Annotated in this window: 19 protein-coding genes; 2 read left to right on the forward strand and 17 right to left on the reverse strand. The window is 52.5% G+C overall.

The genetic code is table 11. The features are described 5' to 3' along the window. The 3 genes from B5E64_RS10495 to B5E64_RS18160 form a co-directional block, all read right to left on the reverse strand. Nucleotides 1–1,600: reverse transcriptase domain-containing protein (locus tag B5E64_RS10495; protein WP_087168554.1), on the reverse strand; the 1,600-nt coding region annotated here is incomplete at its 3' end. Nucleotides 1,601–2,175: 575 nt separating this feature from the next. Next, nucleotides 2,176–6,081, reverse strand: a complete 3,906-nt coding sequence (locus tag B5E64_RS18755) for an LPD11 domain-containing protein (RefSeq protein ID WP_343284061.1) — start codon at nucleotides 6,079–6,081, stop codon at nucleotides 2,176–2,178. Nucleotides 6,082–8,678: 2,597 nt separating this feature from the next. Then, nucleotides 8,679–9,032: a TnpV protein gene (locus B5E64_RS18160; RefSeq protein WP_204247059.1), complete on the reverse strand. Its 354-nt coding sequence runs from the start codon at nucleotides 9,030–9,032 to the stop codon at nucleotides 8,679–8,681. Between B5E64_RS18160 and B5E64_RS18165 the strand changes: the two genes are divergently transcribed. Further along, the gene (locus tag B5E64_RS18165; protein WP_204247060.1) at nucleotides 9,019–9,348 is read left to right on the forward strand and encodes a hypothetical protein; all 330 of its coding nucleotides are present in this window, start codon (nucleotides 9,019–9,021) and stop codon (nucleotides 9,346–9,348) included. The genes B5E64_RS18160 and B5E64_RS18165 overlap by 14 nt on opposite strands. Before the next feature lie 549 nt (nucleotides 9,349–9,897). On the opposite strand, the gene B5E64_RS10510 is transcribed toward B5E64_RS18165, so the two are convergent. The 13 genes from B5E64_RS10510 to rplM form a co-directional block, all read right to left on the reverse strand. After that, nucleotides 9,898–10,206, reverse strand: a complete 309-nt coding sequence (locus tag B5E64_RS10510; protein ID WP_015535527.1) for a hypothetical protein — start codon at nucleotides 10,204–10,206, stop codon at nucleotides 9,898–9,900. 10 nt (nucleotides 10,207–10,216) lie between these two features. After that, entirely contained in the window at nucleotides 10,217–10,762 is a 546-nt protein-coding gene (locus tag B5E64_RS10515; protein ID WP_087168475.1) for a hypothetical protein, read from the reverse strand. Next, a complete protein-coding gene (locus B5E64_RS10520; RefSeq protein WP_087168476.1) occupies nucleotides 10,759–11,715 on the reverse strand; it encodes a hypothetical protein in 957 nt (318 codons plus the stop codon). The genes B5E64_RS10515 and B5E64_RS10520 overlap by 4 nt, the downstream gene beginning before the upstream one ends. Further along, nucleotides 11,715–12,353, reverse strand: coding sequence for a hypothetical protein (locus tag B5E64_RS10525; RefSeq protein ID WP_087168477.1), 639 nt, complete (start codon nucleotides 12,351–12,353; stop codon nucleotides 11,715–11,717). The genes B5E64_RS10520 and B5E64_RS10525 overlap by 1 nt, the downstream gene beginning before the upstream one ends. Next, nucleotides 12,350–12,973, reverse strand: a complete 624-nt coding sequence (locus B5E64_RS10530) for a hypothetical protein (RefSeq protein ID WP_087168478.1) — start codon at nucleotides 12,971–12,973, stop codon at nucleotides 12,350–12,352. The genes B5E64_RS10525 and B5E64_RS10530 overlap by 4 nt, the downstream gene beginning before the upstream one ends. Nucleotides 12,974–12,975: 2 nt before the next feature. Continuing rightward, complete coding sequence (locus tag B5E64_RS10535) at nucleotides 12,976–13,212, reverse strand: hypothetical protein (RefSeq protein ID WP_087168479.1); 237 nt, start codon at nucleotides 13,210–13,212, stop codon at nucleotides 12,976–12,978. Beyond that, nucleotides 13,205–13,447 carry a hypothetical protein gene (locus B5E64_RS10540; protein ID WP_087168480.1) on the reverse strand — a complete coding sequence of 81 codons (243 nt, stop codon included), beginning with the start codon at nucleotides 13,445–13,447 and terminating at the stop codon, nucleotides 13,205–13,207. The genes B5E64_RS10535 and B5E64_RS10540 overlap by 8 nt, the downstream gene beginning before the upstream one ends. Before the next feature lie 189 nt (nucleotides 13,448–13,636). Beyond that, nucleotides 13,637–17,866: a SpaA isopeptide-forming pilin-related protein gene (locus tag B5E64_RS10545; RefSeq protein ID WP_087168481.1), complete on the reverse strand. Its 4,230-nt coding sequence runs from the start codon at nucleotides 17,864–17,866 to the stop codon at nucleotides 13,637–13,639. A 278-nt stretch (nucleotides 17,867–18,144) separates the two neighbouring features. After that, the gene (locus B5E64_RS10550; RefSeq protein WP_087168482.1) at nucleotides 18,145–19,116 is read right to left on the reverse strand and encodes a ParB/RepB/Spo0J family partition protein; all 972 of its coding nucleotides are present in this window, start codon (nucleotides 19,114–19,116) and stop codon (nucleotides 18,145–18,147) included. Beyond that, nucleotides 19,070–19,918, reverse strand: a complete 849-nt coding sequence (locus B5E64_RS10555) for an AAA family ATPase (RefSeq protein WP_087168483.1) — start codon at nucleotides 19,916–19,918, stop codon at nucleotides 19,070–19,072. Before B5E64_RS10555 ends, B5E64_RS10550 begins: the two co-directional genes overlap by 47 nt. A 146-nt stretch (nucleotides 19,919–20,064) precedes the next feature. Next, nucleotides 20,065–20,229: a hypothetical protein gene (locus B5E64_RS18170; RefSeq protein WP_015535538.1), complete on the reverse strand. Its 165-nt coding sequence runs from the start codon at nucleotides 20,227–20,229 to the stop codon at nucleotides 20,065–20,067. A 440-nt stretch (nucleotides 20,230–20,669) separates the two neighbouring features. Continuing rightward, complete coding sequence (gene rpsI / locus B5E64_RS10560) at nucleotides 20,670–21,062, reverse strand: 30S ribosomal protein S9 (protein ID WP_087168484.1); 393 nt, start codon at nucleotides 21,060–21,062, stop codon at nucleotides 20,670–20,672. A gap of 26 nt (nucleotides 21,063–21,088) precedes the next feature. Next, on the reverse strand, nucleotides 21,089–21,517 hold the full coding sequence (rplM, locus tag B5E64_RS10565; protein ID WP_087168485.1) for a 50S ribosomal protein L13: 429 nt from the start codon (nucleotides 21,515–21,517) through the stop codon (nucleotides 21,089–21,091). A gap of 302 nt (nucleotides 21,518–21,819) precedes the next feature. On the opposite strand from rplM, the gene B5E64_RS18760 reads away from it, so the two are divergent. After that, on the forward strand, nucleotides 21,820–23,859 hold the full coding sequence (locus tag B5E64_RS18760) for a Maf family nucleotide pyrophosphatase (protein ID WP_162610177.1): 2,040 nt from the start codon (nucleotides 21,820–21,822) through the stop codon (nucleotides 23,857–23,859). A 132-nt stretch (nucleotides 23,860–23,991) separates the two neighbouring features. On the opposite strand, the gene treC is transcribed toward B5E64_RS18760, so the two are convergent. Further along, nucleotides 23,992–25,659, reverse strand: a complete 1,668-nt coding sequence (gene treC / locus B5E64_RS10575) for an alpha,alpha-phosphotrehalase (protein ID WP_242960147.1) — start codon at nucleotides 25,657–25,659, stop codon at nucleotides 23,992–23,994. Nucleotides 25,660–25,662 lie beyond the last annotated feature (3 nt).

Below are 25,662 nucleotides of genomic sequence, written 5' to 3' on the forward strand. Positions count from 1 at the left end.
TCTGCCCTCTGTATTTCGGCATAATGTCTACAAATTCAGGTGCGATATTGTTATTACGCCTAAATCCTTCATTGTAAAACTCACACCGCTTTGTTCCACTCTTGGTTTTGTAATCTGCGCCAAAGTCGCCCTTTACGCTACGGTATTTCTTATACATCTTCATAACAGAAGAATTATATTTTGCCGCCAACGTCTTTAAACAGCTTCCACGCATGATAGAATGAAATTTCCCCAGATTGCATACATTGATTGCTAACCTGTAATAATTGTACAATCCTCTGATTTCAGAATTATATTTACTGATGATTGCCACATCGTCTAATGGCATAAGCGCCCCTCTGTGGAGTGGCTTCCAAATCTCTTTGCCGTTTTCGTCTTTTTTGATTTTAAACGCACCGTATTCGTGCAGTTTCGCAATCCATTTTTCTTTCGGCATATATAACTGCACTTTTCCATACCACACCCGTTGCAGACCTTTTTTCGTCCGCTTTGTGTCCTGACTTCTTGATATTCTTATGTCGTATCCAAGATACCGCACCTTTTCAGAGGAATGGGTAACGTGAGTTTTCTCCTCCGACATTGTGAGATTTAGCTTGTCTTTTAGAAATATCTTTACCTGTTCCTTGATATTTTCAGCATCCTGCTTTGAACCTGTTATTGAAATCAGGAAATCGTCAGCGTAACGGTTGTATTGAAGTCTTTTGTAATTCTCATCCATCTCGTCTAAATGTGGTGTGGACAACATCACTTTCCTTGCTTCTTTAAATGCTGCTAGGTTTGCTTCTGTGCGCTCTATTTCCAGATTTTTCTGCGCTTTCCGATAAGCCCAGCGTACCTTATCATGGTCTTTGTGGACTTTACGGCTTCTTGTATCGCCTTTGTCAAAACTCTTTTTCATCCTTGCCATGAACTCATCAAGTTCATTCAGATAGATGTTGGCAAGTATCGGACTGACACCGGAGCCTTGTGGACTGCCGGAGTACGTTTCATGGTATGTCCACTGTTCCATATATCCTGCCCTTAGAAACTTCCACATCAGCGATATGAACGCTTCATCTTTTATGCGCTTTCTCAAAAGCTGTATTGTGATATGGTGGTCGAAGCTGTCAAAACAAGCCTTAATGTCTCCTTCGATTATCCACTTTGCACCAGTGAACAGCGTTACGATTTCTTTTAACGCTGTGTGGCAACTTCTTTTCGGTCTGAAACCATGTGAATTATCAGAGAATGTCGGCTCATAGATTGCTTCAAGTATCATACGGACAACTTCCTGTAACAGTTTATCGTCCGTTGACGGAATCCCCAATGGGCGCTTTTTACTGCTGTTTTTCTTCGCAATATAAACACGCCTTGCAGGGTTCGGCTGGTATGAGTGGTCTCTCAGCTTCTGAATGAGCTTTTCAATGCGCTCCATGCTCATACCGTCAAGAGTGAATCCGTCTGCACCTGCCGTCATGCTCCCCTGAGAGGTCGCAATATTCTGGTATGCAAGCAGATAGAACTCTGGGTTGTACAGGTTACGGTATAATCTCTCGTACCTGTACTCTTTGTTTTTTGCTTTTTCACTTAAACTTTTCAATACATTTTCGGGACTTCTCATAATGCCTCACGCACCTTTCCTTATTATTTGTATTGAAGAAAGACTGTCTCCCTTCGCCATGTGGACGGCTTTCCCGTCCTCGGACTACTACGGAGACTCTGTTGCCATAGTAAATATTCAGAGTCACTTTTCTCATAGCACTCATAGCCGATTTTCGGCATTTTACCTTAGGCAATCCCCGTTTAGAACTGTAATAACATAAGCCTGTTATGATTTCGGATGTGACGTTCGTCGTTTTCCATTATCCTATGGCTGATTTACTCTGGGTATCTTGTGGATACGCATGGCCGACTCATATCCACCAGAGTACATGCGAGTATAACTTCCTTACGCATGGAGCAACATTTTGCCCAATCTCCGACTGTCATTCAGGCAGTTTAGCTTTCATCCTTATTCATAACTTTTCGCCACTACCACGCAAACACTTTGGAAGTTTCCGTGTTTCGTGCCCTCCGACATGCTACACTCCCCATCGGGTTTCCCCTTTTGGATAAGTCGGGTGACGATAGGGTGCGGATTATTCCGCTTTGATACCTTGCCCTATTACTTGCTCAAGGTAAGATTATTACAGCCCCTTACGGGCGCACTACCATGGAGTTGGAAATGGGGGTGCCGGTGGCAAAGATCACGCCGCGCCCACCAGTCAGCTCGTCCAGGTACTGACACTTCATAAAGAGGTCAGAACTTTTCTGAGCCTCGGTCTGGGCAATGCCTCCCACATTCCGCATTTTTGTCGCCAAAAACAAGTTCTTAAAATAATGGCTCTCATCAATAAAAAGCCTGTCCACGCCAAGCTGTTCAAAAGTGACGACATCATCCTTGCGGCTCTGGTCGTTGAGCTTGGCCAGCCTTGTCTCCAGCGATTTCCGGGTGCGCTCCATCTGCTTGACCGTGTAGCGTTCCGCCTTCTGCGCCTTGGCCTGCTCAATGCCAAACAGAATCTCCTCGATCTGGCGCTCCAAAATGGCCTGCTGGCGCTCTACGCTCATGGGGATTTTCTCAAACTGCGAATGTCCGATGATGATGGCGTCATAGTCCCCGGTGGCAATGCGGCTGCAAAACTTCTTCCGGTTCTGGGTTTCAAAATCTTTCTTTGTCGCTACCAGGATGTTGGCAGAAGGATAGAGTTGGAGCCATTCCGCCGCCCACTGCTCGGTGATGTGGTTAGGCACCACAATCAGCGACTTGGTGCAAAGGCCCAGGCGCTTCATCTCCATAGCGGCGGCCACCATCTCGTAGGTTTTGCCAGCCCCTACTTCGTGGGCCAGCAACGTGTTCCCACCATACAAAATGTGCGCGATGGCGTTGATCTGATGGGGCCGTAAGGATATTTCCGGGTTCATGCCCTCAAACCGGATGTGCCGCCCATCGTACTCACGGGGACGGATACCGTTGAAGGTTTCGTTGTAAATGCGGCACAGCAGTTCCCGGCGATCAATATCTTTCCAAATCCACTCGGCAAACTTCTGCTTGATGAGTTCCTGCCGGTCCTGGGCAATGGCGGTTTCTTTCTTGTTGAGGACGGGCTTTTTCTTGCCGTTCTCGTCCTCAATATAGTCAAATACCCGCACATCCTTCTGATTCAGGGTCTGCTCCAGGATGTGGTAGGCGCTCATCCGCTTGGTGCCGTAGGTGGTGTTGGCCTTTACATTGCTGCGGTCGGCGTTTTTCTCCCGAATACTCCACTGGCCGGTGGCTTCGGAGCGCAGGATTCTGATACGGTCCCGCACATAGTAATTGGGGGTGAGCAGCTCCACCATGAACTGCTGGTACACTTCGACGGGCACCCAGTTCGCGCCAATGCGTACGCCAATTTCGCCAGCGCCCAGGTCCTGGGGCTGGACAGCCTCCAAAGCCTCCACATTTCTGCGAGCGGCTTCTTTCTGATGATCGGGGGCCACTTCCAGAAAGGCTTTTGCCATCCGCAGCTTTTGGCGCACTTTCCCGGAAAGGTACTCGTCCGCTGTGACAAGAGGATAGCGGCTCAGATCGGCCAAAGAAGACAGGATGTCCTCCGGGTTCTCCGCGCAGCGAATATCCCGGTAAATCACCCCGGCAAGTTCCTGTTCCAGTTCCTCCGGGGATTTCCCCGACAGCTCTGCCATATAGTCCATATCCACACGGGCTTTTTCCGAGATGGACACCGCCAACGCTTCACTGGCCGTGTCCACGCTGGTGACAGCCACATGGGGACGGATGGTGCGCTTGGAGAACATATCGGCTTTTCTTTTTAGGTTGCCCTGCTCATCCAACACCTCCAAAGAGCAGAGCAGGCAGTAGCTGGAGTCCTCCGAAAAGGCCAGCTTGTTGCCCCGGCTGTTAATCAGGCCGTACTTGGCGGTAAAGTTGTCGTAAAGAACATTGAGCTTTTGCTGCTCGGCTGCAATATCCTCATCCGGGTAGCCTTCGGTCTGGTACTCAATGAGCCTGCGGACACATTCCCGCAGCTCGATCATGCCACGGATACGGTTTTCCGCCGTGATAGAGACCTCCACCGGGTGCATGAGGCTGTTTTCCCGGTAGTACACCTGCCCGTCTGCAATCGTATAGCTGAAATTCTTCACAGTGGGGTCGGCGGGGATGGAGTGATCTTCCTCCTCGTCCAGTTCCTCCAGCTCGTAGGGCTTGATTTCCGCCTGCAAAAACTGGATGGCATTGGCAAGCTGTTCGGATAAATCTTCCCCCTCGCGGGCTTTGCAGGCGCTGTCCGGCCCGAACCGGGTGGATTCCATCACCATGTCGCCCAGAATCATCTCCGGGTGCTGCACGAAATAGCGGTTCATGCGGATTCCGTTTTCATCTGTGTCCAAATGCACCCAATCCTGGTCTAAGTCGGTGATGTGGTCGCGCTTTTGCAGGAAAATGATGTCGCTGGTCACTTCCGTTCCGGCGTTCCGCTTGAAGGTGTTATCCGGCAGGCGGATGGCCCCGATGAGGTCGGCGCGCTGGGCCAGGTATTTACGGACGGCGGAGTTTTCCTTATCCAGCGTGCCTTTCGACGTGATGAACGCCACGATACCACCAGGGCGCACCTTGTCCAGCGTCTTTCCGAAGAAATAGTCATGGATGAGCCAGTGGTGCTTGTCATACCGCTTATCCAGCACCTTGAAATCCCCAAAGGGGACGTTGCCCACGGCCACATCAAAAAAGCTGTCGGGCATTTGCACGGTTTCAAAGCCGTTTACGGAAATGCTGGCGTTTTGGTAAAGCTGCCCCGCAATCCGCCCGGAAATGGAATCCAGCTCCACGCCGTAGGCTTTGCTGCCCGCCATATCCGCAGGGAGCAGGCCCAGGAAATTGCCGGTGCCGCAAGATGGCTCCAGGATGTTGCCCTGGGTAAAGCCCATCTGAGCGAGAGCCTTGTAGATTCCCTGGATGACCACGGGCGGCGTGTAAAAGGCGGTGAGGGTGCTGGCCCTGGCCGCTGCGTATTCCTCCGAATCCAGCAGAGATTTCAGCTCCTCATAGTGGGGGCTGGTTTCCTCAAAGCAGTCCGCAAGGCCGCCCCAGCCCACATAGCGGGATAGGATTTCCTGTTCTTCGGGCGTGGCCAGCCGTTCTTCCGCTTCGATCTGCTTCAACGTGCGGATGGCGGCAGCATTGGCCGCGTATTTCTCGCTGGGGGTGCCATGGCCCAGGGCGTCATCGGTGATGTGAAAATCATGGCGCTGGTCCCTGGGGACCTCCGGGTGCAGAGTCGTGAAAGTAATGCGCTCACGCCGGGGGCGCTTCGGCGGCGGTGGGAGTGATTCTTCTTTTTGGGGCTGTAAATCGGCCTGCTCTGAGCTGGCTGACGGTTCTTCTGTGGCAGGGGCTTGTTTCGCCTGTTCCATGGACCGTTCATCCGGGAAGTTCCCGTAGACACGCAGCCATCTGTTCTCCTGAAGGTCATAGATACCAGCTCCATCATAGGCAAAGCCATCCTCGCCCTCCATGGTGCCGGCCACATATTTCTGCGCCGCCTGTTCCGCCTCCGCCAGCGTTTGGTAATCCAGTCGTTCATCAACGCCATTTTCAAAGTGATGGTATACCACCACCTCAAAAGGCGGCTCCATGCGCTGGGCGTAGTGGTCGATGTCCTCCTGTGTGAGCCATTCCGGTTTTTCCGGCAGGGCGGCGTAGAGTTCCCGCATTTTGGCGATCTGCTCCCGCACGTTCCCGGCCCACAGGTGCTTTTCCGCCCGACCGCCAGCGCCCAGGAAGTAGTCGCAGTCGGCTTTCAGGCGGCTGAGTAAGCGGTAGTCATCTGAACCATGCTCCGGCGTGGCACCGATGGATTCTAATTCTTCATCAGAAACGGAAACGAGGTCGTCAAAGTCCAGTTCGGCCAATTCGTTTTGGATGAGTTCGTCCAGGCTCTCATACTGCCTGCGCTCCAAAAACCGTCCGTCCAGGTAACGCTCAATGCGGTAATGGACCAGATCGGCATTGACCTGGATGTGGATTTCCTCATCCGTGACAGTGGTGTAAGCAATGCCCACCTTTTCCAGATCACTGAAATCGGCTGGGCTGCCATACTTGGCCTCGCAGAAATCGTTGATAAACTCTTTGGCAACATCCAGAGAAGCAGGTTCCGGCTCCTCAGACAAAAACTCGCGCTCAATGAAGTCGGCAACATCCTGGCTGTTACCTTTGCCGCCATGAGCACGGTAATCCATCAAGCCTTCTTCGATTAGTTCGTTGGAAGCCGCATATCCGGCCTCCTCCAGATAACCGGCGATTTCTTCTATCTGCGCCTGTTCCGGGGTAAGGGCCTGGGGCAACTCCGCGATCTGCTCCATACAGAGGGTGATGTCCACCGCGATTTCTTCTTCCGGGTCCGCATGGTCCAGGAAGGATTGAAGCAGTCTGCGGATTTCCTCTCTCTGAACAAGGTCATGGAGCTGCTGGGCGATATTTTCCACCGCTTGGGCGTCATCTTCGCCATAGCCCATGCGGGAACCGTCAAACTCTCCCACAAAGCGCAGCACCTGGGCGGCCAGCTCCGGGTAGGGGTCTGCCAGTTCTTCTTTTTGAGGCGATTCCTGTACTTTGGGCGGCACGGTGAACACCGGCGCGTCCTGGGTGGCGGAAATGGTCATTTCCGAAGTGTCAGCAATCCGCTGGATTTCCTCCCGCACTGCCTGGGGCATTTCCTTATCGTAAATCTGCACTGTGCGGTCTGAGGCAATGTGGGCAACCATTTTATAATCCCCGTGTTCTTCCTCCAGCCGGTTCCACACAGTAATGCCATTTCCCAGATGACCATAGCCCAGGTCGTAGGCTTTGGCCTGCGGCACGACAGGAGCCACAGGCTCCTTATGCTCTGCAAAGAGCGTGAAGGTTCCCTGCCGAAAGGCGGTGAGGTTTCCAAATGCCTGCTGGAGCAGGGCATACATCCTGTCATCCTGTGGGGTGGCCTCCCAAATGGGGACCATCATCTGATAGATTTCTTCCACACGGGCCGGGTCGTCAAGCTGCGGCTCAATGAGCTTCACCGCGTCCCAATAGTCAAAGCCAAAGGGATAGGGGTGGGGCTGCTCCTGGGGCACGTTCTCAAAGAAAGTGCGGATATTCTGGGCAAGCTGGTGCTTCTCATACTGCGGCATTGCGGCCCGATCTTCATCGGTGAGAAACCGGCATTGGGCGATCATGGCGCTGATGCGCTTTTCCACAGCGTTCCATTTCAGTTCCACCTTGGCGTAGGGTGCAGTAATGCTGCCGTGGCTGAAGGAGACGCCCTTGCTGCGCTGGTAGGTTACATCGTCGTTCCCGCCAGAGTAGCCGCTATACTCACCGTGGTAGTGCTTTAAGAAATTCTCCCGTTCCTTGCGCTCTGTGTGGTTGCGGTAGAATGAATACACGGCCAGCCGGTAATCGGTGCTGCCTTTTCCACCACGCAGAAGATTGTCGATCTCGTCCCCGGAGATAAAAAACCGCCGCTGGGGGTCATACCCCTCTGCGACGGTAAAGTGCAGCGGTTCTCTCTGCAGGTCAGAAAGCTGTTCCAGCAGTCTTTGCGGACGGTGGAAATGGAACCGCAACAGTTCCCGGTTTTCTCCGTATGCTGTGACAAACTGCTCCAGCTCATCCCGCAGGTTCTGCAACCCCTCCGGATGGCCTAACAAATCGCTTATGGCGGCGCTTTCCTCTGGAAATCCATGATTTTTGCCGTAAATGGCATTCACCGCGAGAAGATAACCCGCGTCAGCGGTGCCTTCTGCAAAATCCTGCCGGAGATACCATAGCTGCGCGGCCCGTTGCTGGCGCTCGTACTCGTCCACCCGGTCCAGTTCGCTCTGGGGCATATACCGGCCCAAGTCCAGCAGTTCCCGGATACGGGCCGCCGCCTGTTCCCAGGAGATGAGGGTGGCGCTGGAACGCTGGGCACTTTCGCCCTGGGCAATGCGGATTCCCTCGGCGTTGTACCAGATGGCATACTGTCGGCCATCCAAATAAAAGCCCGCGCCGTTCTCGCCATAGTGTTCCGCCAGAAACCGGGCATTGTCCGGCTTATCCTTTTTGAAATAGGCGCAGATGATGAGGCGGCTGTTCTGGTCGTTGGCACCAATGCACAGCGCCTCGTCGATCACCTGCTGGGGCAGAGCCGGATGAGGGAAAATGGATGGCTGGGCTGTACCCTCGGCCTGGGCTGGCTGGTTGAACGCCGCAAAATCAAAAAGGGACATCTGCTGGCTCTCCTGATCGGGGAGCTGCGGGATGTCCGTCTGAATGAAATATTCTTTTTTGTCAATGAGCTGGGCAATCCACTGGGCCACAATATCCCAGGAAAAAACGGATTCCTTGGTGCGGGATGGGTAAGAGCCTTCCCACATGAGCAGGCCATTCTCCTGGGGCTTATATCCCAGGCGCTGCCCGTCAGCGATGATCTCGGTGTACCGGTCCTGATAAGCGGATTTCAGATATTCTGCCCGTTCCTGAACGTCGCTGTGAACAGAGAAGAAAAGCTCGATCTGATTTTTATTATATTTCAGGTCATCGTCCTTGTTGGCGATGATGGCCATGATCTGCTTTTCATCCAAAAGCGCAGGGAGCTGTTCGCCACCTGCGCTTTCTTCCGGTTCCGGCTCTTGGGTCGTTAGCTGTAAATCAGTTCTGCCAGCACCGTTTCCTCCGCCGCGTTCTGCAGATTGTTCATCATCTGCACCCATTTCATCTGGTCGCTGGCTTTCAGTTCCTCCGTCACGCCCTGAGCCTTGGCCATCTGCGCCACGATCTGCTCCATCCGGCGCTGGGCGGTCTGCTGGATCTCCGCCAGATGGCTGTTCAGCTTGCCGCTGGTCAGCAGGTTGGTGTACGTCACCCTGCGGTGCTCCTTGAGGAACTTCTTCCGAAGCAATGCGTATTTCCCATGGGGAACCGGCTCCTCCTGGGGCGGCAGAAGGTTCGGCAGATTGTAGTCGCCCTGCCTGGTGTAAGTGATCTCGGTCATATTCAAAACTCCTTTCCGGCTGCGTATTTTCCTGTTCAGTTACAGCATACTGGTTTTTCTGCTGAGGTTCAAATGTGCGATTTTCTTTTTGGGGCTGTCTTTGCAGGGCAAGGACCGTGCGGGAAATGGCGGAAAGGCACATCTGGGAGATGTCCCCGGTGGCCACGCCCAAAGCGTTCAGGGTCTGCGGGGTGTTGAAATTCAGCACATCTCGAAAATCCTCATCCTCAAAGTATTCAGACGGGTCGAGGCCGCAGCGCACCAGCAGCATATATCCAATGCTGTTTTGCACCGCCCTGCGGTATTCCACCTCTAGGTTCAGCTCGTCCAGTTCTTCCAGAAAGCTGCCTTCCGTCAGGGTTTTCAATTCAGAAAAATAGTCGGGCATATTGTCCTCCACGGCGTTCTTTGCCGCAGAGAGCAGGGCTTCGCCCAAATCCTCCTTGTGCTCCAGTTCTCCAAAGCTGTTTTCCAGCGTTTCGATGATGTCCGGCGCGTATTCCTCCCGCACCGTCCAAAGGGGGACGGGCCGTGGGAACCGGGCTTCATGGGTATCGGAAATATCAAAGTAATACTTCAGCCGGGGCTTGCCATTGTGTTCACCGTCAAAAACAGCAATGCCGTTTGCGCCCCGGTTTACCCAGCGCCCAAATTGCCGGTTCCATCGCTCGATCTCCAGGACGGCGGTGGCGTCTGGGCGCTGGGCGTAGACAAGCAGTTGTTCATCGAAAGAAAGCCGGTAGTTACGGCAGGCAGAAGCCAGAAACGCCCGCCACTGGTCGGGAGCTGTCACGCTGCGCTGCGTTTCCTGGTACAGCTCCGTCAAGGCTTTATATCGTATCGCCATCGGTTGCCCCTCCTTTTCTTATTCTTTTTTCGCAGCTTTCAGTTCTGCGCTGTAATCCTTATCAGGGTCATATTGATTGCACAGGGAGAGCAGCAACAGCCAGATGGTATTTCCGGCCTCCTTTGGGTACATCCGAAGTGCCACGCAGGGCGCATGGTCGCTGTCAACAAAGGGCCTCCCGTAGCGCATAAACTGGTCGATCAGCTTTTGAGCCATCTCCCGGTATTCTTCATAGGGGTTCTGTTCCGCCTGCTGATGGAGAACCGTCATCAGCAAGTTGAACCAGTCCTCATGCGTATCCAGTTTTACGGGCGGTAAAGACGCCATTTTTATCACCTCATCTTTCCATGGCGGCGGCCTGCCGCTGCCGGGGAATGGAAAACCCGTAGACTTTGGCGATGTCATCGCCCAGCCTGCGGGTCACTCTCGTAATATCGGCGCGGGTTGCAATGCCGCGATATAGTTTTTCTTTCAGCAGTTCAATTTGAGAAGGGCTGGCGCTGTCCTTGTAAACGCGGTAGAGGTAAAAGTTCGTGCCATCGTGGTGGATGGCGTCGCACCGCAGATCGCCCAGCCGGTCCACATACCAGGTGGAATAATCTGTGTCGGAATACAGGCAGTCCCGGATGTTGCCGCTGGGGATTTCCTTATATCCCATGCGCCGACCATTCCACAGGCCCAGGTCGCCTACGACTAAAATCGGCTGGGAGAGCTGCACATTGAGGTTAGCGCACTCATCATCCAGGTAATCCCCATTGATTTCATACATCAAAGAAATGCGCTCATTTTCGGATAAATCCGGGTATTCTGCCTCCAGATCGTCCCGCCAATCCTCATAGTCCAGGCCATAATTGCTCCAGATGACGTGTCTTTCCTCCTTCATCGGGCTCCACCCCGGTCTTTCTGCCTGGGCTTGATAGGCTGCCCCTGCTCGTCATAGTTTCTGGGATCGGCGGCGGGGGTCTGCCAGCCAAACATGGAGCCGGCAAGCATGGCGGCCTCCTGCGCCTTGGTAACGCCGTTCTTCACATTGCGGTCATCTGCAAACTCTCGGTTCTGTTGAGCGTCAGGAGTTGAAAAATCATAGCAAGGGCTGTAGCCTTTTTCGCCCCTGGTCAGAAGAATCAGCTCCCCGGATGAGGGCAGTACACTAAAACACTGCACCGGCAGAGAAGAACGCAGCGGGATCACGCTCCCGTGAGTTTGCTCCAATCGCTCCGCAAATTCGCAGATATGATAAAGGGCGCTGGAATACCCTCCGCTGGTTTCAAAATGGGTTTCGTCGATGAACCGGCAGGTGCGGTCGCGGGTTTCTCCGCCGCCCGTGAAAATGCGGATATGGTCGCCATCGGGAATGCGGAACAGCTCCTTGTAGCCGGGCGTGATAAACCGGATGCCCTGTTTGGCCTTTTCCATGTGGTGTTCCAGAAATCGGGCAACGTAGGCGTAGAGATAAAAGTTGTAGTCTCCATAATTGGGATTGCACCGGAGCATATAGGTGTGCTGGGGCGTCTGCACCTTAAAACCGTACTCGGCGCAGTAGTTTCCCTCAAACTCAGTCTCCGGGTTCTGATAGCAAAACCTGGTCATGCTGTCACGGGTGCAGAGCAGCCCGTCCTTCTCCCGCAGAGTGTTGACCACTTCATCAAACTCCGCCTTAAATTCATCAGTCTTGTATTCACTTCGGTGGTCGAACCAGGAAGTGTAAAACTCCTGGCCGCTGCCAAAATCCCCGCGCAGATGGCCGATACAGCCGGTTTGCCCTTCAAGCTGGCTGCTCTGGTTGTACGCATACAGGCGATCCGCCGGGGTCATGCTGGTGATTTTCAGCTCCATTATCGCTCACGTCCTTTCTTTTTCGCTTGTCGTTTTTGCTCCGATATGGCCTTTTCCCGTGCCTGCCAATATTCGGGGTGGTGAATTTGCACGCTGCTATTGATGACAGCCTCATACGCGCCTGGGCCAAAGTGCTCGTTCACCGGAGCCTGAATCATCTTTTTATCCATCAGCTCCCGGAGAGCCACCTGCGCGTCGCAGTCCTCCTCAAAGCAGAGGTAGCCGCCCTTAACAAAGGCGCAGCCCATCGCTTCTTTTCGGAATATCTTTTCCGCCAATTCCCGGCGCACCATAATTCCGCCATGCCCTGGGGTGGAAACGGAATAAACGCCAGGGCAGAGCGTTTCACATTCCTGGACTTTGCCCCATGGGGAATAGGAAGGGACCTCCGGCACAATGGTGTTTTGCCGCTGCTCCTCCAGGCACTGCACCTCCTCCTGCGCCCGCGCCACCAAATCCTTCTGCGCAGAAAACAGGTCGCTGAAATAGTGGCCCCAATCGTAGTCCGTCCGGTTACTGCATTTCCAGGTGACAAACTGCTGGGGCGCTGTCAAATGAACGCCCAAGACAAATTCGCTGTCACCCACATGACAGGAATCCGTAATGATATATCCGGCATTTTCTCTGTAATCCATCATCGTTCACGCTCCTTCGTGGTTTTCTTTTGAGCCTGTTCCTGCTGAATCGAGGTAAGTCCATGCTTGGCCCAGCCGGGAAGGTCCTCCGGCTGTATCGTTCCCAGCACGTCCATGCGTTCATAGCGGCTCTCTTTGCCAGTATAAAGGTCAACGCAGTAACAGGCTGACCCCCTGCTGTGCGGAGAAGCCCCAAAGCCTCCCATACAGAGCTTGAGCTGACGGGTGGCTCTGCGGTATTCCCGGCGCAGCACCTCCGGCTTTATCACCACGATTTTCCCGTGCAGATCATCCTCATGAGAAATGGGGGTACAGCCTTCCGCCGTGATGGGACGGTCATCTATGCCCTGTATGCGGGGCTTGTTCAGCTCTATGTGGGTTTTCTGCGCTTGCTCGGCAATCCGCTGGCCAAACAACTCCACAATCTCCGGGAAATCATCACTGGCCATCACTTCGCTGTATTCTGCAAACAAAGCGTTCTGCCGGCAAAAGGCGCACATATACTTCATGCCGGTTTCATCCTGTGGATTTTCCCCCAGAACAACCTCGCGGTCGCCAATCTGCACCGCTTGGATAACCTCATAATCACCAGCCATGCGTTTTTCTGTGGAATCATCGTTCATCCCTACGCCTCCATATCCTGTTTGATAAATGCTTTGATTTCCTTTACACTGGCAAAATCCCGTTCATCCCCGGTAAGGTAGCGCACCGCGTCCTGCCATTGAGACAACGGATAGCTGTTCTCATCCATCCGGAACAGCTCCAAAAGGGCCGTCCGCCGCAGGATGGGCGAAAGATTTAAGTCGGAGATGAAACAGCCATGCCGGGCCGCCAGTATGTCCAGCAGGTGCAGTTCACTCATGGCCGCACCTGCTTTCTTCGGCTTCTTTCAGCAATTCCTCCACCAGCCTGCCGCTGCGGACTTTATTCCGGTCTGCCAGCACCTTGTTCTGGACGCACAGCACCGCCCGGATGTTGGGGACGGTAATGCCGGGGATCTCCACCATCTCCTCCGGGGTGATGGTGAGAAGCTGCACCGGGGAATAACCAGCCTGGGCGAATATGCGGAACAGCCGTTGTTCAAATCGTTCTCTCATTTGCAATGCTCCTTTCTTTTTTGGTATGTAAAAGGGGTGGCCCCGCATGGCCGCCCCCGGCTGGTTACTTCTTCCGGCTTCTGACTTTCAGGAAAATCAGGCCGCCGATGATGAATACCACCAGCGCAATGGCAATGATCGTTTTCAATTCCATAAAATCATTCCTCCTAACACAGAATCAAGCCGCAGTTATTTCACGGTGCTTTTGCCCTTCTTGCGCTTACCCACATAGGCCGCAACGCCCAGGGCGGCAGCGCCCATAGCGGACACGCCCATCAGGGCCGCCCACAGCCAGGGCTTGCTGTCATCGCCGGTTTTCGGGGTGTCGCGCAGCTCGTTGTGCATTTCCGCCACGGTGGTCTTATCCGCAAAAATCGTCACCGTCTTATCCGCAGGCAGCACATAGTTGGCGCTGGCCCCATCCGCCACCTCGGACACGGTGTAATCGCCCACGCGCAGGCCCTCGATGAAGATTTCACCGTTTTTATCGGTTTTGAAGGTCTGGTCGTAACCGTTGGCCCCGGTCACGCGGAAGGAGAAGCCCTCCACATTTCCATCGCTGGATGTCTTTTCAATCCGCAGGGAACCTGTCTGGGCCATGTTAGTGAAGCCAATCCCTGCCTCGTTCTCTACATCGTAAATCTTGCCGTTCTCGGTGATCTCCACATAGTAGGCGTTTTCATCCAGCAAGAAGCCCTCCGGCGCTTTGGTTTCCTTTACGAACACGCCGCCGTAGAGGATGTGGGACATCTCGTAAATGCCGGTGCTGGTTTCCTCCAGCTTGCCCAGCAGCTCATCGCCCTCGTCCAGTTCTTTGTTGCCGTTGGTGTCGCGGTACACCTCGAACTCGGCCCCAGTGAGCTTGTTGTCGGGATAATCCTTATCCACCTTCGTCAAACGCAGGTCACCGTACACGCGCTCATTGGCAAGGGAGATTTCCACAACCTGCCCATCTTCCTCCACGGTAACGGGGAGCACTTCATCGGAGAGAATGAACCCTTCCGGGCTTTCCAGCTCTTTCAGCACCCAATTTCCGTAAGGCACACCCGCGAAAGAGAAGCTGCCATCCTCCGCTGAGGTGGCGGTGGCAAGGGCATTTTCTGCGGTAAACTCGGTTTCGTCGCTCTTAAAGAGGCCGATGACAGCCCCGCCCAGGCCCGTGCCGTTTTCGTCAGTTTTGAGGCCCTTGATTTCGCCGCGGAGCAGCTCGTTGGTGACAGCCTCGCCATCATTGGCAGAAATCTCTACCACAGCAATGGAAGGCCCGCCGTACTCAAAGGTGAACGGGAAGGTTTCGCCGTTCAGCAGATAATGACTGTCGGTGGACAGCTCTTTCAGGTAGAAGCTGCCGAAAGGCAAGTCGGTGCTGCAAATGGCCTGGCCGTTCTCATTCACAGAAACGATTTCCAGAAGCCCGTCTGCCGGGATCACGGAACCGTCTGCTGCGGTGATGTCCTCCTGGGCATAGAGGCCAAAGGTCACGGCGGAGATTTCTCCATTCATGCCAATGCCAAAGGTTTCATCCTGCTCCAGCACCTTGTCAAGCGTCACAAGGGCTTTTTGGCGCAGGTTGTAGAAGCTGGCAGAGGTTTCGGTGACTTCCACCTCCTGGCCTGCGTACACCAGCTCTACGTTGGTGACGTTCTCGCCGGTATCCACCATGCCGTGGGGGAACTGGATTTCCTTCACCTGGAATTTGCCCAGGTAAAGGGGCTGGCTCTGGGCCGTCCCGTCCTCGCCGGTGGTGATGGTGTCCACTACCTCGCCCGCAGAGTAGCGCAGGGTCCCGTCCAGGGTGTAGACGTCCTCCAGGGCGGTGATTTCAAACACCGCACCGGGCAGGCCCTGCACCTCGTACACCGGCTGGTAAACGCCTTCGCTTTCTGCCACAGAGGAGAACACCTCACCGGTTTTGCTGACCTTGATGATTCCTTTTTGGGCCATGTTGGGCTTGGTGACTTCGATCACCGTCACGCCGCCTTCTTCGCTGGAATTGTCCTCGGTCACATCAAAGTAAACCGGGGTGCTGTCCAGTACATAGCCGTAGGGGGCCTGGACTTCGACCAGGGAATATCCCGTGCCGTACTCCAGCTTTTCCGGGGTGACAAGATAGCCCTCGGAATTGGTGTAGAACGTATCAATCGTGGTGGGCGTCGGATAGGTGAAGGTCATTTCCACCTTGCTGCCATCCGGGCGGTAAATCTGGAACCCGGCCCCCGCATAGGGAATGGTGACGCCGGTTTCTGCGTCCACCTTGACCACCTTGATGAAGCTCTCAAAATTGGCGTTGTTGATAAGGTAGCGGTAGGTCTGCCCGTCCTGAGCGATATACACTTCAAAATCGTCCATCAGCTCACGGCCTTCCCAGCCCTTGGTCTGGCGGACGATATAGGTGCCATAGGGCAGCTTCTTCGACTGTGCAAAACCGTTTTCATCGCAGATGAGAACATCGCGCTCGGATTCCTTGGCATTTTCATAGCTGCCGGCTGATTTCAAAAACACCTGGAACTCTGCGCCGGATTCCGGGGTTTCGATCTGGGTTTCCCCGTCGTCGGTATGCTTGATGATGGCGATGTCGCCCTTGATGACCTGTTCCGTCACGTCGTTGGCGGTATCGTTCAGCTCAATCTCATACAGCTCCGGTTCCGCGCCTACCTTGTGGATGGTGGAATCCAGCAGGTAGCCCTCGCTGGGGCTGATTTCACGGATTGTCCAGTCCGAATCGCAGACGTAATACCCGGTGGTGAACTGGCCGTTCTCGTCCGTGGTGAAGCTGTCGATAAGGGTGTCTCCCTTATACAGCCCATACACAGCACCGGCCAGGGAACCATCGCCCTGGGGTGCGCCCGTTTCCACATCGCTCTTGGTGACGGTGACGCGGAACTTCTTCAGCACGTTATTCACGCTCTTGTGAGTAACTGCGTTCCACTCGATGGTGGCTGTCTGGGAATCCGGCACCACATAACGGATGGGGGTATCCACCTCCTCCAATACATAGCCTGTGCCGATGAGCACGTTTTCAAAACGCGCCACACCGCTGGAATCCGTCACAGCATACTCATCCACCGGCTGCCCGGAGAGGGATGTGCCGTACAAGTGGAAGGTCATACCCTCCACCAGCCCGTCTTCGCTGGTTTTCGTCACTTCCAGGCTGCCACGCTTCAGCTTGTTGTTGAAATTCACGGTAGCAGTCTGGCCGCTGACGATGGTCACGCGCTGGGTTTCCTGGGGTTCATACTTATCAATCGACTGCTCGGTTACGGTATAAACGCCGGGATTGAGGTCGGTGATGTCAATCTCGCCCGCCTCATTGGTGGTCTTGGTGGCGCTGTACCCCTCGCCAGTGATAGTGAAGTTGATCCCGGCTACCTGTCCGTCCTCGGAAGTCTTAATCAGCTTCATATTGCCGGTTTTCACTTCCAGATTCAGATAGCCTACCATCTGGTCGGAAACGGTTTCCCCGTAGGTGGCAAAGTCCTGCTTGCCGCCGCCAGTAACGCCGTCTGTCCAAACCACAACACCGCTGCGCTGGGCAGTCACTTTTTCCGCCTTAATGGTCACAGAGCCTTTGATGGCCTGGGCGGAAGTGATGGTGAGCTGATTGCCGTCCACAGAGAAATTCAGCCCGGTGGTGCTGCTGGAGAAGGTGTAGTCGCCCAGCACACCGTTGGTATCCGTGAGAGTGAGGGAATACTGCTGGCCGTCCCATTTCAGCTCATAGGCACCGGCGTCTGCGGTGCTGCTGAAAAAGCTGGGGAGCATAGTGTGGCGCTTGACCGCGCTCTCAATGGCGGAATAATGGCTGAAAATCTCGCTGTATAGGGGATGATCGGCGCTGATATATTCCGTCACGTTGTTTTTGCCCTGGGCATTGGCGTCCACATGGTTAAACTGGCTGTCGCGCTCACCCACGACGGTTTCCCAAACAAGAAGCTGGGTAGCGATATATCCCGCGATCTTGCTGGCGTCCTCCGGGTTCCCACTCATCCATGAGGTGCTGGCGTTGCCCTGCCAGCCATAGGTCATAATCCGCCCGATATATTCCTTGATGGTATCCGGTGGGATGGTGGGGTTTAAGTTGGACGGGTAGTTATCCCAGAAATCTTCGCCCCGGCCCGTGTACTGGTCGCCGGTATTCACACCCACACCCGGCTCAATGCAGTAGATGGCCCTGCCATTGAAGGCGTCCTGGGTGTGGACGGAAAAGCTGTCGTTCTCTCCGGTGGACCAGCCACCCAGGAAATTCAGGGCGGGATGGCCCCATCCGGCCTTGTTGGGGTCGCTGGCACGGGGCAGGTCGATCATATACGTCGTCATGGTTTCGCCTGCGGCAAAAGCCGTGGTTCCTGTCCCTACGAACACGCCCAGGCACATGAGCAGGGCCATGAACAGGGACAGAGGCTTTCTCAATGCTTTCATCGTGTTACCTCCTTGAAATGGCCGCAAAAAAAGCACATCGCTCTGGATGTGCTGCTTACGGCTGGATTCTGTTTACGTTCTAAAAAAGAGAGGCGCGCCAGGCGTTCTCCACCTCATCCGTTTTGTCTGCAACCCTGTGGATTCTTGAAAAAACCAGCCTCCCCAAATATCTTCTTTTTTAGGCTGTTTAGGTGGTACGAGGGGGTGAGGTGTGGAGAGGGGGAACAGCGAAAACGCCAGTTCCCTGCAAATGGGCGCACTGCTCCCTTGGTAGTGGACTATCTTTCTAAACTGCGCTGGCGCTTGCGGTAGAGTTCCAGCGCCTTAACAATGGTGTCCTCGATCTTCTGCGTGGGCGTCCCCGGCGCAAAAAACCGGCTGATTTTTTCTTTTGGGATTTTGAACTGTTCTTTTTGATTAGGCTTTTCCTCCTTCATAATAGAAACAAGGGCGTCTTTGGCCAGCCGTTCCCCTCCAGTCTTGGCTTCGGACATCTGGCGCATTTTGATGGCCTGGGCGTGGGACGGGGTGCAGTCCATCTCGTCCATGATAGCGAACAAGTCGGCCTGTTCTTCTTTTCGCAGGTAGGACAGCTCCACCGCTGGGCGCATAGCAATCTGGAGCATTTCCTGGTCTTTCAGGACTGAATTATCTACCAGTTCCAGAATTTCCGGGATAAGATGGGTAAGGCGGATATAACGTCGTATCTGTTCTCGACTTTCTCCCACCTGCAGTCCTAACTCCTCATTAGTTCGTAATCTTTTTTCTGACACCACTGGTGTCAGATTTTCTAATGAAGGCCGCCCAGCCTGCCTTTTCATAGCGTCCAGCTTCATTTTGTAGGCAAATGCCTTCTCCGATGGCAAAATCTGCTCACGCTGCAAGTTGGAGTCCACCATGATAATCGTGGCTTCATCATCGGTGAGCTGCCGCACAATACAGGGGATTTCCGCAAGCCCTGCCAAATCCGCCGCCTTTTTCCTGCGGTGTCCGGCCACCATCTCATAGCCGCCCTCTGGCTTGGGGCGCACCAGGGTGGGGACCAAAACACCATACTGCTTCACGCTTTCCGTCATTTCCTGCATGGCTTCATCCATACGGACCTTAAAGGGGTGATTCGGAAAGTCGCTGATCTCCGCAGGCGAAAGATTGACAACCTTTTCAAGCCGCGCCTCGGCCCGTTCTTCCTCCGTGGAAAACAGGTCATCGACTGAGGGAAGATTGAAGTTTAGCCCGCTGCTTTTCGCCATCCGCCAGCACCTCCTTTGAAAAATCCGCGTAAGCCTGGGCCACCTTGCTCCCCTTGTCGTAGGCGTAAATACTCTTGCCTGCGGCGCTGATCTCTGCGGCTTTGATGGCTACGGGAATCTCGGAACGATAGATTTTCAATACGTTCCCGTAACTCTGCCGCAGGGTATCCGCTGTCTGTCTGGCAAGATTTGTGCGCCCATCCACCAGAGTGAGCAGCACCCCGTCCACCTTCAGGGCCGGGTTGATCTGCCGCTTCACTTTATTGATGGTTTTCATAAGCTGGGTCATGCCCTTGGCAGGGAGATAGTGGGCCTGCACCGGGATAATCACGCTGTCCGCCGCAGCCAGGGCGTTGATGGTAATCATACCCAGGGAAGGCATACAGTCAATGAGAACCACATCATAGTGCTTCTTGACTTCATTGACATAGGTTCTCAACGTAAACTCCCGGCTCATGGCGTTGACCAGGCTCATTTCCAGCGCGGACAGCTCGATGTTGGCGGGCATAAGGTCTACGCCCTCGCTGTGGTGCAAAATGCCCTCATCCGTGGTGAATGGCTCATCCCGGATCACCTTTTCCATGACGGTGGCCAGGGTGGTGGGCAGGCTGTCTTGGTTTTGCCAGCCCAGGCAGGTGGTAAGGTCGCCCTGGGGGTCTGCGTCAATGAGCAGCACCTTTTTCCCCAGACGTGCTAAACCAATGCCCAGGTTCATCGTCGTGGTGGTTTTGCCTGTGCCGCCTTTCTGGTTGGCCAGCGCGATCACGCGGCCATCCCTGGGGCGGCTTCTCTGTTCCGGCATTTTCATGTCCTCCTTCTTCTTAGATTTAGCCGCCCGTTGGCAAGACGGACGGCTATGTATGGGGGAACTCCGAAAGATGGGCATGAAAAAAGCCGCTTACTCTTGCTGAAAAGAATAAGCGGCTCATTAAGCTGCGATATGTAATTTCACATCTTCTTCACCGGGGCGCACATGGCTTTGAGCAGAAGTTCATCCAGGCAGCCGGTGTCCCGGTTTTCACGGAGCATGGTATTGCGCAGGTGATTAAGGCTCTGAATCACAATACTGTTCTCGGCGGGGGTGAGGTATATCTTGAATTTCCGTTTTTTCATAGGGCGTTCCTCCTTTACGCTTTCATTATATGTAGAAAGAACGCTGCACCGCAAATGTGCGAGTTCGTCCACTTGAAACGTAACAGCGGCAACTCAGAAGAACAAGATAAACTGGATTCGGTTTGGTCAAATCCTGACAAATCAGGACATCCCCTTCAAAAGAAAAACCGTTCACAAAGGCCGTCATGGAATCGAAAAAATGAAGGGGGAAATGCCCTCTAAAACACCCCGATTTCGGCTCGCAGTTGCCCCATTTTTTAATCATAACGGGGTCAAAAAGGGCCTGTTGCCCCATTATTAATCAAGAAAAACCGGGTCAGGCAAGGTCAAATCCTTCCAAAATCGGACAAAGGACAACAGACTTTTTGGAAAGGAAAAAGCCCGGAAAACCGCATGGTTCCGGGCTTTTTGAGCATTTTTGAATTGGTTTGTCGGGCCTGTTATCTCTTGCTGAACTGAGGCGCGCGACGAGCAGCCTTGAGGCCGTACTTCTTACGTTCTTTCATACGTGGATCACGTGTAAGGAATCCGTTTGCTTTTAATACTGGTCTGTATTCAGCGTCTGCCTCAAGTAATGCTCTTGAGATACCATGACGGATTGCACCAGCCTGTCCTGTATATCCGCCTCCGTGTACGTTTACTAAAACGTCAAATTTATCTGCTGTTTCTGTAGCAACGAGCGGCTGACGAACTACTACTTTTAATGTTTCAAGTCCGAAATACTCGTCGATATCTCTTTTATTGATTGTGATTTTACCTGTTCCCGGTACTAAATATACTCTTGCGATGGATTTTTTTCTTCTTCCTGTTCCATAGAATTTTGCACTAGCCACTGTAATTTCCTCCTCTCAACCTTTCCTTAAAATGTCAGCACTTCTGGTTTCTGAGCTGCATGAGCATGTTCTGGTCCAGCGTACACGTGAAGTTTCTTGATCATTGCTCTTCCTAAAGGTCCCTTCGGAAGCATTCCCTTAACAGCAAGCTCAATTACCTTTTCCGGTTTCTTTGCCATCATTTCTTTCAGAGTAGTCTCTTTCATTCCGCCAACATATTCGGAGTGGTTGTAGTAGATCTTCTGATCCATCTTCTTACCTGTTACTTTAACTTTGTCAGCGTTGATTACGATAACGTAATCTCCTGTATCTACGTGCGGTGTATAAACCGGTTTGTTTTTTCCTCTTAAAACATTTGCAATTCCAGAGCAAAGACGACCTAATGTCTGTCCTTCTGCATCAACTACATACCATTTTCTTTCAATCTTATCTGGATTAGCCATATAAGTCTTCATTGGTTGACCTCCTGTTTACAATCTCTATTTTCTTCTATAAACTCATGTATCTATTGGGAAATCAGTCCGCTCCGGGGCTTTGGTGCAAACTGTTTTCTTCTCACGCCATACTGCTTTATTATATTATGCTGCCCCTTCTGTGTCAACCTTTTTTTCACTTTTTTTCTTGATTTTTCGGCAGTTTCAGGTCCCGTTTTCTTTTCTGCGCAGGGACCGTTGAATCTTATTTTTTGTCGTGCTAAACTGATACTATTCTTTTTCAAATAGAATAGCACAAACTAACAGAAATGAGGAGGCTTTTTATGTGGGCTTATCATAGTATTTTTTATCAGATCTATCCAATCGGGTTCTGCGGTGCACCGGTGCACAACGATGGCCAGACCGTTCCCCGTATCCGCAAACTGCTCGACTGGACAGATTATCTTTCGGATCTTGGAGTGGACTCCATTCTTCTGAATCCGATTTTTGAGTCCGATAATCATGGATATGATACAAGAGATTTCCGTAAACTTGACTGCCGGCTTGGCACCAATGATGATTTTGTCGAAGTCTGCCAGGCGCTCCACAGCCACGGAATCCGTGTGGTACTGGACGGAGTATTCAACCATGTCGGCCGCGGTTTCTGGGCATTTCGCGATGTTCAGGAAAAGAAATGGGATTCTCCTTATAAAGACTGGTTCTATATTAATTTTGACGGGGACAGCGGATATCATGACGGCTTCTGGTACGAAGGCTGGGAAGGGCACTACGAACTGGTCAAACTGAATCTTCAAAATCCTGCCGTTGTGGACTATCTTCTGGACTGCGTCAAATACTGGATTGACACCTTCGACATCGATGGGCTGCGCCTGGACGTGGCTTACAGCCTGGATCACAATTTTATGCGGCGGCTCCGGAGCTTTGTTTCCGGCATCAAACCGGATTTTGCCTTGATCGGCGAAGTTTTATTCGGAGACTACAATCAGATCGTCAACGATGACATGCTGCACAGCTGCACCAATTATGAATGTTACAAAGGACTTTTTTCCAGTTTCAATGATATGAATCTGTTTGAGATTGCCCATTCTCTGAATCGGCAGTTCGGCCCGGAACAATGGTGTATTTACCGAGGCAAGCATCTCATGACCTTTGTGGACAACCACGATGTCACGCGAATTGCCAGCATTTTGAAACAGAAAGAACATCTGTATCCGGTCTACGGCACGCTGATGACTATGCCGGGAATTCCATGTATTTATTATGGAAGTGAGTGGGGCGAGGAAGGCGTGAAAGCGCCGGACAATGATTACGCACTCCGTCCTTGCTTTGACGCTCCAAAACCAAACGAACTGACTTCCTATATTAAAAAGCTGATTTCGTTCCGCCAGAAAAGCGATGCACTCTGCAACGGTTCCTATCGAAATGTAATGATTACCAACCGCCAGCTTATTTTCGAGCGCAGGACTGACCGGGAACAGATTTTTGTTGCCATCAATGCTGAAGGAACCGAATTTACAGCAAATCACGGCGAACTGCAGGGCGAGGTCCGCGATCTTGCAGCAGACACACGCTTTGCAATGAACGGACAGCTGACCATGAAGCCATACAGCGTACAGATTCTCGTATTTGATCCGGATTCCCACCCGGAATACGATACAGTAACTCAGAAAGAAGCGGAACAAAAAGGGGAAGAAAGAAACATCGAATGTAAAACAGCTGAATCTTATGCTTCTTCCGATTGCACAGCGCAAAACACAACGCTGTCCCTTGCCGACCTTACCGTCGTCCTCGGATCCGCATCCCCAAGACGCACCGAGCTTCTGACCCAGGCCGGAATCCCGCATGTGGTCTGTCCTTCCTCCTGCGAAGAGCACATCACCAGCTCCCGCCCGGAAGACGTTGTGCAGGAACTTGCAGAACAAAAAGCCCAGAACGTCTACACAGACCGGCTTGCCTCCCATCCAGGAGAACCATTTCTTGTGATCGGCTCCGATACGGTCGTATCAAACAACGGAAAGATTCTCGGAAAACCATCCGGCGAAGAAGAAGCACGACACATGATCCAGTCTCTGCAGGATCATACCCATCAAGTCTACACCGGCGTCAGCCTTATCTTCCATGACGGTGCAGACACAAAGACAAATACCTTCTTTGAAAAAAGCGATGTGGACGTCTATCCAATGACAAACACTGAAATTGCTTCCTATCTCGCCACCGGCGAACCATACGATAAAGCCGGCGCATACGGAATCCAGGGCGCATTCGCCATCTACGTCCGCGGCATACACGGAGACTACAACACCATCGTCGGCCTCCCGATCGCACGGATCTATCAAGAACTCAAAAAATGGATACGGTTTTAAATTTTGACTATTATCGGGGACGTGTTCCGGTGCACCGGAACACGTCCCCGATGAACGTAAAACCTCCGCCAGCCCAGTAATTCCAAAGGCTGGCGGAGGTTTGTTGATTTTTTCACAGGTACACGACGTGGGCTATTTTTTGTACCAGATCATGCTTTCGTACGGGCGTAGTGTCCATTTTCCTGTTTCCGGCATGGCTGCATCTTTGTAGTTTCCGAGGATGCACTGGTATCCTGTGAGATCCATATCTGTCTTCCATTCGGTTTCTTTTCCGTAGAAGTTATTAACGACGATCATATTTTCGTTCTGATAGTGTCGTTTATAGGCGAATACTGACGGATGTTCCTGGGCGAGTGGTGTAATGTCGCCATAAGCTACTACGTCCAGTTCTTTCCGAATCCGGATCAGTTTCTGGTAGTAGTGGAAGATGGAGTCTTCATCTTCCAGCTGCTGTTTTGCATTAATTTCTGTGTAATTTGGTGTGACGCCGATCCATGGTTCTGTGGTTCCGTCAGTGAATCCGGCGTTTGGTGTATCATCCCACTGCATCGGTGTGCGTCCGTTATCCCTGGAATGAACCTGTATGATGCGGAATGCATCGGATGCCGAAAGGCCTTTATCCTGCAGGATGCGGTAGTGGTTGATGCTTTCTACGTCCCGGTATTGGGTGATATCGGTGAATTTGGCGTTGGTCATTCCAATTTCTTCTCCCTGGTACACGTATGGGGTTCCGCGGAGCATATGGATGATAGTTCCGAGCATTTTGGCGGATTCTTTCCAGTACCGGCCTTCGTCTCCGAAGCGGGATACGACTCTTGGCTGATCGTGATTACACCAGAAGACCGCATTCCATGCGTTATGCTGTTCCATTCCGGTCTGCCAGTCGAAGAGGATCTGTTTTAACTTTCCGAAATCGGCCGGTACGAGAACCCATTTTTCATTTCCCATAAAATCAACTTTTAGATGGTGGAAGCTGAATACCATGGAGAGTTCTCCGGTATCGGCCCCTGCGTACCGGAAGCAGTTTTCCATGGAAGTGCTGGACATTTCCCCAACAGTGATGATCTCCGTATCGGTTCCGAAAGTCATGTCATGGAGTTCTTTCAGGTATTTATGGATGTTTGGTCCATCTGTGTAAAATCTTCTTCCGTCTCCTTCGTAATCATCCTCAAAACGGTCTTTGCTGATCAGATTGACCACGTCAAAGCGGAATCCTTTGACTCCTTTTCCCATCCAGAAGAGGACTACCTTCTGGACTTCTTTTCGTACATTTTCGTTGTCCCAGTTGAGATCAGGCTGTGTTACATCGAACAGATGCAGGTAGTATTCATCAAACTTTTCTACATATTCCCATGCGCTTCCGCCGAATTTACTTTCCCAGTTGGTCGGTGGTTCCCCGTTTTCTTTCCCTTTTTTGAAGAAGAAGAAGTCTTTGTAATACGGATCTCCCTCCATTGCTTTTTGGAACCATTCATGGCGGCTGGATACGTGGTTGAATACCATATCAAACATCAGACGGATCCCTCGCTTGTCCGCTTTGCGGATCAGTTCTTCTACATCTTCCATCGTGCCGTAACGTGGATCGATATTGTAGTAATCTTCCACATCGTATCCATTATCGTTCTGCGGTGATACGAAGAACGGTGTCATCCAGATGTAATCGACTCCAAGTTCCTGAATGTAGTCCAGCTTCCGGATGACTCCTCTCAAATCCCCGAGGCCGTCTCCGTTGCTGTCATAAAATGATTTCGGATAAATCTGATATACCGTACTTTTCCTGAAATCTGTCGTTTTCATCATACT

It is taken from the genome of Drancourtella sp. An12 (assembly GCF_002160935.1).
Taxonomy (GTDB): domain Bacteria; phylum Bacillota; class Clostridia; order Lachnospirales; family Lachnospiraceae; genus Sellimonas; species Sellimonas catena.

Coding starts and splice junctions, on each gene's coding strand:
- B5E64_RS18170 (WP_015535538.1), bottom strand. CDS start 20,229: ATGAAAAAACGGAAATTCAAGATATACCTCACCCCCGCCGAGAACAGT.
- rplM (WP_087168485.1), bottom strand. CDS start 21,517: ATGAAGACTTATATGGCTAATCCAGATAAGATTGAAAGAAAATGGTAT.
- treC (WP_242960147.1), bottom strand. CDS start 25,659: ATGATGAAAACGACAGATTTCAGGAAAAGTACGGTATATCAGATTTAT.
- B5E64_RS10510 (WP_015535527.1), bottom strand. CDS start 10,206: ATGGCGTCTTTACCGCCCGTAAAACTGGATACGCATGAGGACTGGTTC.
- B5E64_RS10520 (WP_087168476.1), bottom strand. CDS start 11,715: ATGGAGCTGAAAATCACCAGCATGACCCCGGCGGATCGCCTGTATGCG.
- B5E64_RS10525 (WP_087168477.1), bottom strand. CDS start 12,353: ATGATGGATTACAGAGAAAATGCCGGATATATCATTACGGATTCCTGT.
- B5E64_RS10545 (WP_087168481.1), bottom strand. CDS start 17,866: ATGAAAGCATTGAGAAAGCCTCTGTCCCTGTTCATGGCCCTGCTCATG.
- B5E64_RS10530 (WP_087168478.1), bottom strand. CDS start 12,973: ATGAACGATGATTCCACAGAAAAACGCATGGCTGGTGATTATGAGGTT.
- B5E64_RS10550 (WP_087168482.1), bottom strand. CDS start 19,116: ATGGCGAAAAGCAGCGGGCTAAACTTCAATCTTCCCTCAGTCGATGAC.
- B5E64_RS10540 (WP_087168480.1), bottom strand. CDS start 13,447: ATGAGAGAACGATTTGAACAACGGCTGTTCCGCATATTCGCCCAGGCT.
- B5E64_RS10535 (WP_087168479.1), bottom strand. CDS start 13,212: ATGAGTGAACTGCACCTGCTGGACATACTGGCGGCCCGGCATGGCTGT.
- B5E64_RS10515 (WP_087168475.1), bottom strand. CDS start 10,762: ATGAAGGAGGAAAGACACGTCATCTGGAGCAATTATGGCCTGGACTAT.
- B5E64_RS10555 (WP_087168483.1), bottom strand. CDS start 19,918: ATGCCGGAACAGAGAAGCCGCCCCAGGGATGGCCGCGTGATCGCGCTG.
- B5E64_RS18760 (WP_162610177.1), top strand. CDS start 21,820: ATGTGGGCTTATCATAGTATTTTTTATCAGATCTATCCAATCGGGTTC.
- B5E64_RS18160 (WP_204247059.1), bottom strand. CDS start 9,032: ATGACCGAGATCACTTACACCAGGCAGGGCGACTACAATCTGCCGAAC.